The sequence below is a fragment of the Thermoactinomyces daqus genome (assembly GCF_000763315.1).
Classification (GTDB): Bacteria; Bacillota; Bacilli; order Thermoactinomycetales; family Thermoactinomycetaceae; genus Thermoactinomyces_A; species Thermoactinomyces_A daqus.
On sequence record NZ_JPST01000036.1, the window covers coordinates 101,036 to 116,061 of the forward strand.

The 15,026-nt window shown below is 51.2% G+C and carries 16 protein-coding genes; all 16 read right to left on the reverse strand.

What is annotated here, in order from left to right:
- Positions 1-77 precede the first annotated feature (77 nt).
- Positions 78-1,808: a DNA repair protein RecN gene (gene recN, locus JG50_RS0115020; protein WP_033101921.1), complete on the reverse strand. Its 1,731-nt coding sequence runs from the start codon at positions 1,806-1,808 to the stop codon at positions 78-80.
- 11 nt (positions 1,809-1,819) lie between these two features.
- Entirely contained in the window at positions 1,820-2,272 is a 453-nt protein-coding gene (ahrC, locus tag JG50_RS0115025) for a transcriptional regulator AhrC/ArgR (protein ID WP_033101922.1), read from the reverse strand.
- A complete protein-coding gene (locus JG50_RS0115030) occupies positions 2,269-3,156 on the reverse strand; it encodes an NAD(+)/NADH kinase (protein WP_033101923.1) in 888 nt (295 codons plus the stop codon). Before JG50_RS0115030 ends, ahrC begins: the two co-directional genes overlap by 4 nt.
- 26 nt (positions 3,157-3,182) lie before the next feature.
- Positions 3,183-3,707: a hypothetical protein gene (locus JG50_RS19030; RefSeq protein ID WP_152568602.1), complete on the reverse strand. Its 525-nt coding sequence runs from the start codon at positions 3,705-3,707 to the stop codon at positions 3,183-3,185.
- 87 nt (positions 3,708-3,794) lie between these two features.
- Positions 3,795-4,616, reverse strand: a complete 822-nt coding sequence (locus JG50_RS0115040) for a TlyA family RNA methyltransferase (protein WP_033101924.1) — start codon at positions 4,614-4,616, stop codon at positions 3,795-3,797.
- Positions 4,617-4,625: 9 nt separating this feature from the next.
- Positions 4,626-6,515 carry a 1-deoxy-D-xylulose-5-phosphate synthase gene (gene dxs, locus JG50_RS0115045; RefSeq protein WP_033101925.1) on the reverse strand — a complete coding sequence of 630 codons (1,890 nt, stop codon included), beginning with the start codon at positions 6,513-6,515 and terminating at the stop codon, positions 4,626-4,628.
- Positions 6,479-7,021, reverse strand: coding sequence for a hypothetical protein (locus JG50_RS18380; protein ID WP_152568603.1), 543 nt, complete (start codon positions 7,019-7,021; stop codon positions 6,479-6,481). The genes dxs and JG50_RS18380 overlap by 37 nt, the downstream gene beginning before the upstream one ends.
- Before the next feature lie 736 nt (positions 7,022-7,757).
- Positions 7,758-8,654, reverse strand: a complete 897-nt coding sequence (locus JG50_RS0115055; RefSeq protein ID WP_033101926.1) for a polyprenyl synthetase family protein — start codon at positions 8,652-8,654, stop codon at positions 7,758-7,760.
- A complete protein-coding gene (gene xseB / locus JG50_RS0115060; RefSeq protein ID WP_033101927.1) occupies positions 8,655-8,915 on the reverse strand; it encodes an exodeoxyribonuclease VII small subunit in 261 nt (86 codons plus the stop codon).
- Positions 8,908-10,272: an exodeoxyribonuclease VII large subunit gene (gene xseA / locus JG50_RS0115065; protein ID WP_033101928.1), complete on the reverse strand. Its 1,365-nt coding sequence runs from the start codon at positions 10,270-10,272 to the stop codon at positions 8,908-8,910. Before xseA ends, xseB begins: the two co-directional genes overlap by 8 nt.
- Positions 10,273-10,298: 26 nt before the next feature.
- Positions 10,299-11,156 carry a bifunctional methylenetetrahydrofolate dehydrogenase/methenyltetrahydrofolate cyclohydrolase FolD gene (gene folD, locus JG50_RS0115070; protein ID WP_033101929.1) on the reverse strand — a complete coding sequence of 286 codons (858 nt, stop codon included), beginning with the start codon at positions 11,154-11,156 and terminating at the stop codon, positions 10,299-10,301.
- A gap of 133 nt (positions 11,157-11,289) precedes the next feature.
- On the reverse strand, positions 11,290-11,721 hold the full coding sequence (gene nusB / locus JG50_RS0115075) for a transcription antitermination factor NusB (protein WP_033101930.1): 432 nt from the start codon (positions 11,719-11,721) through the stop codon (positions 11,290-11,292).
- A 76-nt stretch (positions 11,722-11,797) separates the two neighbouring features.
- Positions 11,798-12,196 carry an Asp23/Gls24 family envelope stress response protein gene (locus tag JG50_RS0115080; RefSeq protein ID WP_033101931.1) on the reverse strand — a complete coding sequence of 133 codons (399 nt, stop codon included), beginning with the start codon at positions 12,194-12,196 and terminating at the stop codon, positions 11,798-11,800.
- A gap of 6 nt (positions 12,197-12,202) precedes the next feature.
- On the reverse strand, positions 12,203-13,555 hold the full coding sequence (accC, locus tag JG50_RS0115085; protein ID WP_033101932.1) for an acetyl-CoA carboxylase biotin carboxylase subunit: 1,353 nt from the start codon (positions 13,553-13,555) through the stop codon (positions 12,203-12,205).
- Between the two features lie 23 nt (positions 13,556-13,578).
- A complete protein-coding gene (gene accB, locus JG50_RS0115090; RefSeq protein WP_033101933.1) occupies positions 13,579-14,097 on the reverse strand; it encodes an acetyl-CoA carboxylase biotin carboxyl carrier protein in 519 nt (172 codons plus the stop codon).
- 345 nt (positions 14,098-14,442) lie between these two features.
- Complete coding sequence (locus tag JG50_RS0115100) at positions 14,443-15,000, reverse strand: SpoIIIAH-like family protein (RefSeq protein WP_033101935.1); 558 nt, start codon at positions 14,998-15,000, stop codon at positions 14,443-14,445.
- Between the last annotated feature and the right edge of the window lie 26 nt (positions 15,001-15,026).

Here is a 15,026-nt window from a genome sequence, read left to right on the forward strand (position 1 = left end):
ACTGAAACGGTGATCCGACCAACCTGGCTTTCGCCAAGCACTTTCGCACTTATACAAAAAAAGGCCTTTGAACAATTTCAAAGGCACTGTCCGCGAGACATTTGCTTTTCTTCAGCCATGGCTTGCTTGACCTCTTCCGCTAAGCGGATCATTTCCTGCGCATGTTCTGTTGTCGTGTGGGTCACCTGAGCTCCGCCGAGCATGCGGGCCAGTTCCCGGATGCGACGATTGAGGTCAAGCCGCTCCACTTTCGTGCGCGTTTCATTATCCAAGGCTTCTTTGGCAATGCAAAAATGATGGTCGGCCATACATGCGACCTGGGGCAGGTGGGTTACGCTCAGCACCTGATGTTTCCGGCCCAATGCGGCCATTTTTTCCGCAATCGCCTGCGCCGCACGTCCACTGACCCCTGTATCAATCTCGTCGAAGATGAGCGTATGACTCTGGTCACTTGAGGCGAAAATAGTCTTAAGGGCGAGCATAATCCGTGACAGCTCCCCGCCCGACGCGATTTTTGCCAACGGTTTCAACGGTTCGCCCGGGTTGGGGGCAATCTGGAATTCGATCAGATCCTGCCCGTGCGGAAGGAGTTGCACTGCGCGCTCGCGATAAAAGGCCACATGAAAGACAGTCGAACCCATATTCAGATCAGCCAGCTCTTTCTCCACGCGTGTCTCCAAAAGAGTTGCCGCTTTTTTGCGTTTGGCGGTCAGTTCCTTCGCCAAGGCGAGCAACTCCTCTTGCAATTCATTCCGCCTTGCCGTCAATTCCGCTTCCGTTTCCTCCCGGTGGTTCAGGGAGGACAGTTCCTGTTTGATCTTTTCTCCGTAAGCTAGGATCTCGTCAATGCTTTCGCCGTACTTTCGCTTTAATTGCTTGATCAGATGAAGGCGTTCTTCCACCTCATACAAGCGTTCGGGATCAAACTCAAGCCCATCACCGTAGCGCGAAATCTCCCGGGCAGCCTCTTCCAGTTGGTAATAAGCCGATTGCATGTTATCCCAGGCGGGCTTCAAACTGTGATCCACCTCGGCCATTTCTTCGGCATGCGAAAGGGATTCCTGAAGCAGCTCCAAAGCCCCCCGCTCGCCAAAAAGCGCTTGATATGCCTTGGCGGTATGCTGCATTAACTTTTCCATATGGGCCAGCCGGTTCCGCTCTTGTTCCAGCTCTTCATCTTCTCCCGGAACCAATCCGGCCCCCTCTATTTCCTCTCGTTGAAACTCCAAGAGATCGATGCGATGGGCCAGCTCCTGTTGGTCGATTTTCAACCGGTTCAATTCTTGGTCAATTTCTTTAAATTCCCGGTAAAGCGACTGATATTGGCTGCGCAGGTGAATAATCTCAGCACCGCCGAATTGATCCAGCAAAGACAAATGCTCTTCGGCGGAAAGCAAGGATTGGTGTTCATGCTGCCCCGAAATGTCCAGCAGTTTTGAGCCAATCTGCTTTAACAGGGCCAGCGTCACCACCCGGCCGTTCACGCGGCAAGTGCTCTTCCCACCCGAGGTGATCTCCCGCCGAATGATGAGCACGTCCAATTCGTCGGACGCAAATCCCCATTCTTCCAGCAGCGGGCGCACCGGGTGGGATTCAGCCAACTCAAAAACGGCTTCAATTTCCGCTTTCTCTTTGCCATGCCGCACGAAATCAACCGAAGCCCTCCCGCCGGCAATCAACCCCAACGCATCAATCAAAATGGATTTGCCCGCGCCCGTTTCGCCTGTGAGAACATGAAAACCCCCGGAAAATTGGATATGCACTTCTTCAATGATGGCCAAATGGCGAATAACGAGTTCTTTGAGCATCCCATCGCCCCCTACAACAGTTCAAGGAAGCGTCCGACCACAACCGGTGCGTTTTCTTTGCCGCGGCAGATGAGAAGCACTGTGTCGTCACCGGCGATCGTTCCCAAAAGTTCATCCCAATCTAGATGATCCATCAGGGCTGCGACCGCATCGGCATTTCCCGGCAATGTTTTCAACACGATCAGATTTTCGCTGTAATCAATGCTGACAAACGACTCCTGTAGCGCTCTTTTTAATTTTTTCAGCGGATTAAACCGTTTTTCATCGGTTGGAAGCGAATATTTATAAGTTCCGTTATTGGTCGGCACCTTGATCAGTTGCAATTCTTTTATATCCCTGGAAACGGTGGCCTGTGTTACGTTATACCCTGCTTTTTTCAATTCTTCCACCAATTCATCCTGGGTCTCGATTTCCTGATTGGTAATGATTTCACGAATTTTTATGTGACGCTGTGCCTTCATCATCTTCCTCCTGCTCTGCTGTCATCCATCGCGCTTTCACCTTGCAATTTTTGGCGAACCACCTCAAAAAACGAGCGATCCTGCCATTTGATGAGCAAAGTGGGGAAAGGGGAACGCCTCACTCTTACCATATCCCCTTGTTGCAAACAATAACCCACCTGTCCGTCGATCGTCATTCCCATCTCCTGATGTACGGCGGAAACGACGATTTCCAGAACCCCCTCCGCCGGCAAAACCATCGGACGCGAGGTAAGGGTATGCGGACAGATCGGTGTCAACAGCAATACTTGTTGAATGCTGGGATGGACAATCGGCCCTCCGCACGAAAGCGAATAAGCGGTTGATCCCGTGGGAGTCGATATAATCAGCCCGTCTCCGGAATATGTTCCCAGTACCATGCCATCCATATAAGCGGTACAGGTAATCATCCGGCCAAACGAGCCTTTGGCGACACCCACATCGTTTAAAGCAATCCCTTTTTCAACGACACGGCCGTCGCGAACCACTTCCGCTTCCAACATCAGTCTTTCCTCAACGAAATAATCCCCCGCCAGCACCCGATCCACAGCCATTGACAGATCTTCCGGTTCCGCTTCCGACAAAAAACCCAACTGTCCCACATTAAAGCCGAGAATGGGCAATCGGTGTTGCGCAAACTGCCTGGCCACCCCCAGCAGGGTGCCATCTCCCCCGAGCACAAACACCAGTTCGACCTTTGTGCAAAACTGATTCAGCGGAAGCCCCCATTCGGGCCGTTTCAGTTCAACGGCCATCTCCGGTTCCAAATAGACGACCACTCCCTTTTGTTCCAGGAGAGAGATCAGTTCTTCCGCTACTTGGAGAGCCTTGGGCTTGCTTTTGTTTATGGTAATCCCGATGGTCTTCAAGCAATTCCACCTCAGCAAACAATCATTTATTGAACCAGCCAGATAATGAATAAGAGCAAGACGACCGCTGTGGCATACAAGGGCCATTTCCTACGGCTTTTCTTGGAAAATGTCAATTCGGGGATCTCAAGATGAACCACTTTGACCGTCTTTTTCTCCTTGTCCACATAGAGAATGCCATCAGGCTGAACCAGCAGATAATACGGGAGAAAAAAATCGCGAAGTCCGGCGCCGGACATCCTCAGCGGCTTTCTGTCCCGTGCGACCACAACCACATACAGTTCATCTTCGCGCCGCGCGATGTAATCGATGAAAATCCGGCTTTCATAAACCGCATCATCCACCCCGAACACAAGCGGAACCCGCTCTTTGAAATGCATGACCTCAAATCCGTGAGCGCGTAAAAGATCCGGAACTTCTCCTTTGATCTGAACAGGTTCCTCCTCTTTCTTTCCCCACTTTGCGCCGGAAAGCGGAATCTGTCTGATGATAAAATAAAGGATGACTCCGATTAGCAGAAAAAGCACAAGGGTGTCACCTGGCTTAGCCACTTTTCCTCCCCCTTTCTCTACTAATTCGAAGTTCCTTCAGATGAAACCTGCCCTGATGCCAAACTTGAGGCAGGGAATCCGGACCGGTTACCCTTGAGCGGATGATAAGCGGCGGTGCGCCTCTTCGACCACTTCCGCAATTCGCTCATCCCACGGATCCGGAGTCTCCGCTTTTTCCAGACGCAGATAAGCCAAAAACTCAATATTCCCTTCCCCGCCCTTGATCGGAGAGAAGGTGAGTCCCATCACATGATAACCGAGCATGTGAGCCATTTCAACAAAGCGGCGCAGCACTTGCCGGTGAACTTTGGGGTCCTTGATCACCCCTTTTTTTCCCACTTGCTCTTTTCCAGCTTCAAACTGCGGCTTGACTAAAGCAACTACTTCCCCACCGGGTGACAAAAGCCGCTTTAAGTTGGGCAAAATGTGGGAAAGAGAGATAAATGAGACATCGATGACGGCAAAATCCGGCTGTTCTCCCTTCAGGTCTTCCGGATTTAAATAACGGAAATTGGTGCGTTCCATCACGATGACACGCGGGTCTTGGCGCAATTTCCAGGCGAGCTGGCCGTATCCCACATCGATCGCATACACCTGTTTCGCATCGTGCTGCAGGGCACAGTCGGTAAACCCGCCGGTAGAAGCCCCGATATCCAGCATGACGCGATTTTGCAAGCGGATGGGAAAGACTCGGAGCGCTTCTTCCAATTTCAACCCGCCGCGGCTCACGTAGGAATGCAACCTGCCTTTCACCTCAATAATAGCATCTACGGGGACTTTCGTCCCCGCTTTTTCGACCCGTTCGTTATTCACAGAGACCAGACCGGCCATAATGGAACGTCGCGCTTGTTCCCGGCTCGGATAATACCCTTTTTCCACCAATAAAAGATCGATCCGTTCTTTCTCCACTGGTAACCCTCAAGCTTTCTGTATTTTTTGCGATAAGAACGTATTAACAGTATCGGCAATTTGCTCCGGAGTTAATCCGACTTCCTCCAGCTGCTCGCGAATGCTTCCGTGCTCCACATAATAATCGGGAACACCGAGGATTTTTATCCGGATATCACTGATTTCCCACGCCGCGAAATACTCGAGCACCGCGCTGCCGAAACCGCCTTCGATGCACGCTTCTTCCAGCGTGATGATCGGGATTTTCTCATCAGCCAGCCGGTCGAGCAATTCCCTGTCCAGCGGCTTGGCAAAACGGGCATTGATGACACGGGCATTGATCCCTTTTTCCTCAAGGAGCCCGGCCGCTTCCAGAGCGGTTTGCACCATGGTGCCAAAAGCCAGGAGCGCCACATCAGTACCCGGGCGGACTTCTTCCGATTTTCCGATGGGGATCAGCTTAAATTCTTCATCCATCGGAACCCCGACGCCCGCCGCTTTGGAATAACGCACGGCAACCGGCCCTTTATCATACTGAACTGCCGTATAGAGCATGTGTTGCAGCTCATTTTCATCTTTCGGCATCATGATCACCATGCCCGGCTGGTTGCGCAAATAGCTAATATCGTAGACGCCCTGGTGCGTTTCCCCGTCTTCCCCGACAAAACCGGCACGGTCGACGGCGAACACGACGGGCAACTTCTGCCGGCACACGTCGTGGATGAACTGGTCGTACCCCCGCTGCAAAAACGTGGAATATATCGCCAGCACCGGCTTCAATCCCTGTGTAGCCAATCCGGCTGCAAACGTGACCGCATGCTGTTCGGCAATACCCACGTCAAAACAGCGTTCCGGGAATTTTTCACAGAATTTCTCCAGTTTTGAACCCGTCAACATGGCGGGCGTAATGGCAACGATTCGCTCATCCTCTTCGGCCAGGCGAACCAAGGTGTCTCCGAAGACGGCGGGATAAGCCGGAGCACCGCCTGCTTTCTTTTGGAATGCACCCGATTCAATCTTGTAAGTCCCCACGCCGTGGTAAACGACCGAATCGTTTTCAGCCGGTTCATACCCGTAACCTTTGCGCGTTACGACATGAACCACCACCGGTCCTTTGGTTTGCCCGGCCATGCGCAGGCTTTCCATCAGTTCATCCAGCTTGTGGCCATCCACCGGCCCCAAATAAGTGAAGCCCAACGTTTCAAAAAAAACACCGGAAACCAGCAGATATTTGAAACTGTCCTTTATCCGTTCCAGGGTCTTGGCAAACGGAACGCCGACAGTCGGGATTTTTTTCAGGAGTTGTTCCACTTCTGCCTTCATTTTGTTGTAACTCTTATTGGTCCTAAGCCGCCCCAGGTGATTGTGAAGCGCGCCGACATTGGGACTGATTGACATTTCATTATCATTCAGGACGATCATCAGGTCTTTTTTCGTTTCACCGATATGATTGAGCGCTTCCAATGCCATCCCGCCGGTCAGGGCACCGTCGCCGATCACGGCGATCACCTTGTAATCTTCCCCTTTCAGATCACGTGCGGTCGCCATTCCCATCGCACCGGATAACGACGTGCTGCTGTGACCGGTCTCCCAGCAATCATGTGCGCTTTCTCTCATTTTCGGAAAGCCGCACAACCCTTTGTATTGCCTGAGTGTGGGAAACAACTCCCGGCGTCCGGTTAAAATTTTGTGAACGTAAGCTTGATGGCCCACATCCCACAACAGTTTGTCACGGGGACTGTCAAACAAATAGTGAAGAGCGATCGTCAGTTCGACCACCCCCAGATTGGACGCCAAATGTCCGCCTGTTTTCGATAAACTCTCGATCAGAAACCTGCGAATTTCCTCCGCCAGCTTCGGGAGTTCTTCCACAGGCAGTTGTTTCAGTTGATCCGGCGAATTAACTCGTTCGAGGAGCACGTAAAACGCCTCGCTTTCGCTTTCTTTTCTTGTTCGATTTCACATGAAACAAGGAGAGATGAAGTTTTCGGTTTACCCAGTAAAATACAATTCCCACTCGATAAATGATTTCGTTTGCATAATGAATGGCAACGGTTTTGGCCAACGCTTTCCCCCCCTACTGTCAGGGCGGAAATAACCGAGACCAAAACCACATCAATCAGCCATTTCTGCTTCCCCCATTGGGGAAAGGTGGCAATAAGCGAAGCCGCCACGGCAAAACTGGCTGATCCGCTAATGACCCCGCTGATATCTCCAACCACATCGTTGCAAAAACTGGAAAATTGATCTGCCCGGCGAACAATGCCAATCGATTCCTTCGCTCCCGGAATCTTTTTGGCCGCCATCGCGTGAAATGGCTTTTCTTTAGCCGCCGCTGCTGCGATCCCCAACATATCGAACAAAATGCCGAGCACTACGATCGCGAATAGAACCACAATCCCTCCACCCCAGGTGAGCCCGGCCATCAAAGTGCGATTCTCCTTCTCCAAAGGCCAGTATCAGAAAATCGCCGGTCTTGAAATAGACCGGTTCCCCAATAGTTAGTATGTAATTTCCCCGGTTTCAAACCTTATATGTGGGAGCGAGTGGAAGCTATCCAGGTAAATTCTACGGCTTAGGTCCAGTAGGATTTCCCAAAGGGGTATCCCGATCGTCGCCGATCAGGCGGTTTCCCTTTACAACCCCTCTCGGCGCCGTCACCGGTCACCGGACTGGATTGCCACTTAGTCCGTACTTTAATCCCTGAACAGCCTTGCCATCACCGGCAAACAGTCTAGGAGTTTTCCTCAACAGCCCGAGCTCCCCTCCTAGCCTCTTTTGCAACAGAGCTTTCAATTCGGAACAACTCCGAATATCCCCACTTTGCCACTCAAGGCAGGCTACGCTGCACCCAGGGTTGACCCGAATGCAGGTTCATCCCCCAAGCCATCGCTGAAACGAAGTCTCAAAGCGACGAACTTGGGCCTCCGCGGGAGGAGGGTCAACGCCCGCATGCCCTTGCGGATCGCCCTTCTCCCTTAACTCCCAGCATCAGCCCGCAGCTGGGCGCCACAAGCCAACACCAAGAACTTCATCGCTGTGCCCTTTAGCGGATTTTTAGCCCCGCCTTCAGAGGGGGTGAGCTGACTAGAATACTGCACCACTCTTCCTTAAGTAAATTTTATTATAACATAAGCCGGATATGTTGGCATCATGCAGAACTTACCGATCGCGCTGTAACAGATAATCGGCGATTCCCATCAAACTGGCGGGATTCAATTCTTCATAACCTTCGACATGGCGTTTGGCCCGGTTTGTGATCTCTGTCAGTTTCCTTTTCGATTCCTCCAGTCCCAGGAGAGCGGGATAGGTAGCTTTATGCTTTTCTTCATCACTCCCCACCGGTTTGCCGATCACTTGCTGATCTCCGATCACGTCCAGAATATCATCCTGAATTTGAAAAGCAAGCCCCAAATCATAGGCAAATCGGGTCAAGGATTCAAGGACCTCCGGAGAAGCTCCTCCGAGATAAGCTCCCGTCCTGACCGAGTAGGCCATCAAATCACCCGTTTTGCGGCGATGAATGCTTTCCAGCTGCTCGAGGGAAACCGCACCGTTTTCCCCCAGCAAATCATCAACCTGGCCGCCGACCATCCCTCGTGCTCCGGCAAAACGAGCTCCTTCCTCAATAATGGTGAGCAGAATCTCCGGCGCGAGCGCAGCCTCTTTGCCCCCTTTTGCCATCAGACCAAACGCTTCGGTCAAAAGCGCATCCCCGGCCAAAATGGCATAAGCCTCGCTAAATACCTTGTGATTGGTCAATTTTCCCCGGCGGTAATCATCATCATCCATGCTCGGCAAATCGTCATGGATCAAAGAATACGTGTGGATCATCTCGATGGCGCAAGCAAAGGGAAGAGCAGCCGTTTCTTCTCCTCCCAGCGCTTCCACGGTCGCCAGCACCAGGACAGGGCGCAAGCGTTTCCCGCCTGCCAGGAGCGAGTACCGCATCGCTTCTTTTAAAAGAGGCGGAATCCCTTGCATCCGGGCCGTATACTCGTCGAGCGCCTCATGCACCCGCTCCGCTTTTTCCTCAATATAGGATTTGATCGTTTGCACCTACTCCGAATCCTCCTCAACCTTAAACAATTTTTTCACCCATTCCCCGTTCTCCTGCACCAGCATCTCCACCTGCTGTTCTGCCCACTCCAGCTTTTTGCCACAGATGTGGGCCAGCTTCATGCCTTCATCAAAAAGTTGAATCGCCTGTTCCAGCGGCGTATCTCCTTTTTCCAAAATCTCCACCACTTCCTCCAGCCGCTTCAGCGCCTCTTCAAAAGGCAGCGATTCCAAGGAAGAATTTTTTTGCGGTTCACTCATTCTCTGTCTCCTCCGATTTCCACACCTGGCATTTGAGTTGGCCTTCAGCCAGACGAACGTGAATCAGGTCCCCCGGGGCAGCCTGCCGATATGATTTTACCAGGGTTTTTCCATCATGGCGATAAACGAGCGAATATCCCCGGAGCATAACCTTCAGCGGGCTTAAGCTATCCAGTTTGGCAAGCAGATGCTGGTACTGTTTTGCCTTGTCTTTGAGCAAATTTCGCAAATGCCAGTTGGCATCCCGCTTGAGCAGTTCAAGACGCTCTGCTTCTTTCTCCACTCTTCTCTGCGGATGAAAGGCTGTTAACCGGTACACCCTTTGTTCCAACTGCCTGTCCTTTTTTTCAATCAGTTTGCCCATTGCATTTTGCAGACGGATCTCAAGCGAATCGACATGCTGGGCATATTGATACAGACGGGCATTGGGATTAGTGAAGATCGGACGATCCACATTTTTGTGCAAGCGCTCCTTTAAGCGGTTCATCAGGCTCGTTTGGGCGTAGAGCAACCTCTTGTAAAGATGGGTGAGGCGGTCATGAAGCTCGGCGATGTGCGGAACCACCATTTCTGCCGCCGCTGTCGGGGTGGCCGCGCGCGCATCGGCGACAAAATCGCTGATCGTCACATCGGTTTCATGTCCGACTGCGGATACAACGGGGATCACGGAGCGAAAAATGCTGCGGGCAACGATCTCCTCGTTAAATGCCCACAGCTCTTCCAATGAACCTCCGCCACGGCCGACGATCAGGACATCAACCTCCATCAACCTGTTCATATGATCGATCGCCTCAGCAATCTCCTTCGCCGCTTTTTCTCCCTGCACCGAGACGGGATAGAGCAAAATCGGCGTCATGGGGAGGCGGCGCCGCATCGTGACAATAATATCACGAACGGCTGCCCCGCTGGCTGAAGTGATCACGCCCACCCTCCTGGGGAAGGAAGGCAATTTCTTTTTGGGGACATCAAACAACCCCTCAGCCTGCAATTGTTCTTTCAAGCGTTGAAACGCAACATACAAATCGCCGATTCCGCTCAGGCGCATATCCTGCACATATAACTGCAAATGCCCGTCCTTCATGTAGATGGAGACGTAGCCGCGAACCAAAACCCGGTCGCCATTTTTGGGTGTAAAGCGCAAGCGGCGGTTATTCCCGGCAAACATGACCGCATCGATGGCGGTTTGTTCATCCTTTAACGTGAAATACATATGCCGGCTTTTGCTGTGCTGGGAGAAGTTGGTGATCTCACCTTCAACCCAGATTTTTTTCAGATTCTCATCCAAATCCAATATATCGTAAAGATACTGAACCAATTCGGTGACAGACCAGACCTCGCGTTCCGGTTCGCGAATCATGCGACTCCCCCTTTGAAGTGAAGGGATTAACTGATGCCGTGAATCTGTTTGGCTGCGATGACGGTGTTTTTCATCAGCATGGCCACCGTCATCGGCCCGACGCCGCCCGGCACGGGAGTGATGGCCGATGCGAGCGGAGCCACCCCGCCAAAATCGACATCGCCGACCAATTTCCCTTCGCGATTGCGGTTCATGCCCACATCGATCACGACAGCACCCGGTTTCACATGATCAGCGGTAATCATCTCCGCCATACCGACTGCGACCACAAGAATGTCAGCCTGCTTTGTAAAAGAAGGCAGATCACGCGTACGCGAATGACACATCGTAACCGTTGCATTCGCTTGCTGCAACAAGAGAGAAATCGGTTTGCCGACGATATTGCTGCGGCCCACCACCACGGCATGTTTGCCTTCTGTCTCGATGCCGGAACGCTTCAGGAGTTCCATGATTCCGTAAGGTGTGCAAGGGATGATTCCCTCCAACCCGACCAAAAGGTTCCCCATATTGATCGGGGTAAAGCCGTCGACATCCTTATTCGGTGAAATGGTCGCGATCACCTTGTTCGGATCCATGTGGGCCGGCAGCGGCAATTGCACCAAAATCCCGTGAACAGCCGGGTCCTCATTTAACTGTTTCACAACGGCAAGCAGCTCTTCTTCCGAAGCTTCTTCACTCATGCGCACCAGATTGGAACGGATTCCCACCTCTTCGGATGCGCGTATTTTTCCTCGTACATATGTTTCCGAGGCAGGATTGTTTCCTACCAAGATAACGGTAAGTCCAGGTTCAATCCCCTGTTCTTTTAACCGGATCACTTCTTGTTTTAACTCATTTCTTACCGTTTGTGCAACCTCTTTCCCATTGATCAACTTTGCAGTCATTATCCCAACTCCTTAACATTAATTGATGTAAACCTCGTTAATGTTCAGTTTATATCGTTATTTTTTGACTGTAAAGTTTCAGGTAATGTTCGTGATTTAAAAAATATGAGAGGGTGTACTTCCCCTCTCTGCGTCAACTCTCTTGTATCTGCTTTTGTTCTTGCTTGATTTGTTCCAAATTGGCGACGACACTACCGAGCACTCCATTGATAAATCTTCCCGACTCGGGCCCGCCGAACGCCTTGCCAAGTTCAACCGCTTCGTTTAAGACAGCCGCTTTTGGCGTATCTTCAAAAAGCAATTCATAGACGGCCATACGCAGGATGGTACGGTCAACCGAAGAGAGCCGGCCAACTGACCAACCTTTTTTCAAAAACCGGGTGATAATCGCATCAGCGCCGGCGGCATGTTGCCTGATCCCGTGAGCCAGGCGCAAATAAAACGACCGATCCTCTTCGTTCAGCTTTCCGCCGCGGCTCGCGATTACCTCTTCTACATTGTCCGGGTGAAAATCGCACTCATAAAGTGCTTGAACCACTTTTTCTCTTACCGTTCTTCTGCTCATTCCAACTTTCCTCCAAAAAGAAGCCCGAGCCGTAAAGCCCGGTTCAAATATACGCCCCTGAAGGGCTGATCATTCTCTATCTTACCCTCCCGGAAGATTCCTGTTCGGTATTTTTTTCCTGAGGGAATTTGATGCCGTCAACCCGGACTACCACCTGATCGACAATCAATCCGGTCATGCTTTCCACAGCCGATTTTACCTGCTCCTGAATTTCCTGACCCACTTCGGGGATGTTATATCCGTACTGTACGACTACAGCCAGTTCAATCACCAATTGATCATCCAGCTCTACGCGAATCCCTTTTTTAACATTTTTTCTCCCCAACAGCTGGTTCAGGTTGCTGGCAACGCCACCGCTGAGACCGACCACACCTTCAACACGGGAAGCGGCAATGCCGGAAATGATCTGAATCACCTCGGGAGCAATCTCCACTTTCCCCAATTGGTTTTCGTCGTAGCGATATACTTCGTTCATTTGATCCTAACGCTCCTCATCTAAATTAGTCGTTTCCAAAAACTGGATATGGAAATCACCGGAGATGAATTTTGAATGGTTAATGACTTGTAAATGGAACGGGATGGTGGTGTAAACCCCATCGACAGCAAATTCCCGCAGGGCGCGATTCATGCGATCGATCGCTTCCTGGCGGTCTTTTCCCCATACGATCAGCTTGGCGATCATCGAATCGTAATACGGAGTAATCCGATATCCCTGATAGCAGGCGCTGTCCACGCGCACACCGTTTCCGCCGGGCGGCAGGTAAAATTCAACCGTTCCCGGAGAAGGCATAAAGTTTTTATCCGGCCGTTCCGCATTGATGCGGCACTCGATGGCCCAACCGTCAAACCGGACATCTTTCTGGCTGATTTCCAATTTCTTTCCGGCGGCGATGAGAATTTGCTCTTTCACGAGATCGACACCCGTAATCAGTTCCGTCACCGGATGCTCCACCTGAATGCGTGTGTTCATCTCCATAAAGTAAAAATTGCCTTCGCGGTCAAGCAAAAATTCGACTGTTCCCGCTCCGGAATAATTTACCGATTTCGCCGCCCGAACAGCCGCCTCCCCCATTCGCTCCCGCAGCTCGGGATTTAAGGCCGGCGAAGGGGCTTCTTCGATCAGCTTTTGATAACGGCGCTGAATGGAACAATCCCGTTCTCCCAAATGGATGCAATTCCCGTAGTTGTCGGCCAAAATCTGGATCTCGATATGTCTTGGTTGCACCAAAAATTTTTCCAGATAAACACCCGGATTGCCAAAATTGGCTTCCGCCTCTTTCTGTGCGAGATTGATGGCGCGTTTTAATTCTTCTTCGTTATGAACGATGCGCATTCCTTTGCCGCCACCGCCCGCAGTCGCTTTGACAATGACGGGGTAGCCGATTTCTTTCGCTGTTTTGGCGGCTTCATCCAGATCCTCGATAATGCCCTCCGTTCCCGGAACCGTCGGTACCCCGGCCTCCTTCATCGTTTCTTTTGCTGTGGTTTTATCGCCCATCCTCGTAATCGCTTCCGGCGATGGTCCGATAAAGGTAATATTACATTCGGCGCAGAGTTCGGCAAAATCCGCGTTTTCCGCTAAAAAACCATACCCCGGATGGATGGCATCCACTCCGACGAGCGTCGCAGTACTCAGCAGGTTGGTCATATTGAGATAACTCTCTTTTCCCGGTGCCGGACCGATGCAATAGGCTTCATCCGCCAATGTTACATGAAGCGCATCGCGATCGGCTTCGGAGAAAACCGCGACCGTGCTGATACCGAGTTCCCGGCAGGCCCGAATGATCCGGACCGCAATTTCGCCGCGGTTTGCGATCAATACTTTCTTAAACATTCAGTGTCTCCCCTTCCACGGCCTTACGAACGTTTTACCAGGAACAGCGGCTGACCGTATTCAACCAGTTGACCGTTTTCAACCAGCACTTTGACAACAGTGCCGCGCACTTCCGCCTCGATCTCGTTCATCAGCTTCATCGCTTCTACGATGCAGACAACCGTATTCTCCTGAATTTCATCCCCTTCTTTGACATAGGGGTCTGCATCCGGCGAAGGAGCGCGATAAAACGTTCCAACCATCGGGGATACAATTTTATGTAAGTTTGCGTCATCCAGTTCATCTGCCGGCTTTTTCGGTTCGGCCGGTGCTTCGGCAGCCACTGAGGCAGCTTGGGTTTCAACCGGTTTTACCGCAGCCGCCGGTACCGCTGCGGGCTTTGCCTCTCCGGCAATTCCCGGTTGCGGCAAAATCGCTTCCGCACGTCCGGTCGCTTTTTTGATGATTACTTTTGCCCCTTCGTTGTCAAGTTCAAATTCCTCGATTTGCGATTCATCAATTAAACGAATGAGTTCGCGAATTTCATGCATTTTGAATGCCATTTCCAGCCCCTCCTGGTTTTCGGAAAAAATGTAGTTTCATAAGTCCTTATAACCGTTTTGAGTGTTTCCGCACTCCATGGCCTATTATACTTGTGCCCTCAGCACACCCACAAGGGGGAGCCCGCTCCCCGGGGGAAAGTCAGAAACCTCCGCCCGCTTCTCATAAAAATCAGTTTTTTTACCGACACCGCTAATAGCATAACTTTTTTTTAAGGCTTTGACCACCCCCAGATTCGAGACAAACACAGGTCTTACTATTTTTTCCATGCCAGAGATGAAAAAACCGGTTTTGATAAAATAAAAACCAGTTCCTTTGCGGAAACTGGCCAACGCAAAATGCGTATATTACTGCCGGTAAGCGACAGAGACGTGTTGCGGAGAAACATTGAGATGCTGACGGACAAGGCTGATCAGCTTCACCACTTGCTGCGGGGTTAATTTGTCACTCTGCACAACGACATCGACATGCGGATTGTTTGTAACGACAACCGCGTCACTGTACCCTTGCTTGCGAATCAGATCTTCCAGAACGGTTTCCTGATTGTCCACTTTCATCAACTGCTGAATTTTGCTGTTTGCTTCCTTTAAGTCCTGATCCGAAGCATCGGGATTGGTCAGTACTTTCATGTAATCTTCCACCATCTTTTGCCTCAGTGTACTGCGTTCCAACTGATAGCCGACAAAATAATCATCGTCGTTTTGCTGTTTGAGGATATCCTTTTCCGATGCTGCCGGCTGATCGACCGGTTTGATATCCACATTGATCCCTTTGGCCGCTTTTTCGGACCGGCTCGCTTCCTGCCCCACCGGCTCAACCGGACCGGTGACAATATAATAGGCTGACAAAACCACCATAATCGAAAGCATGGTAATTAACCAAACTGTTTGTTTGTTGATGGACATTTTTTACCCTCCCTCAATAAATTAAG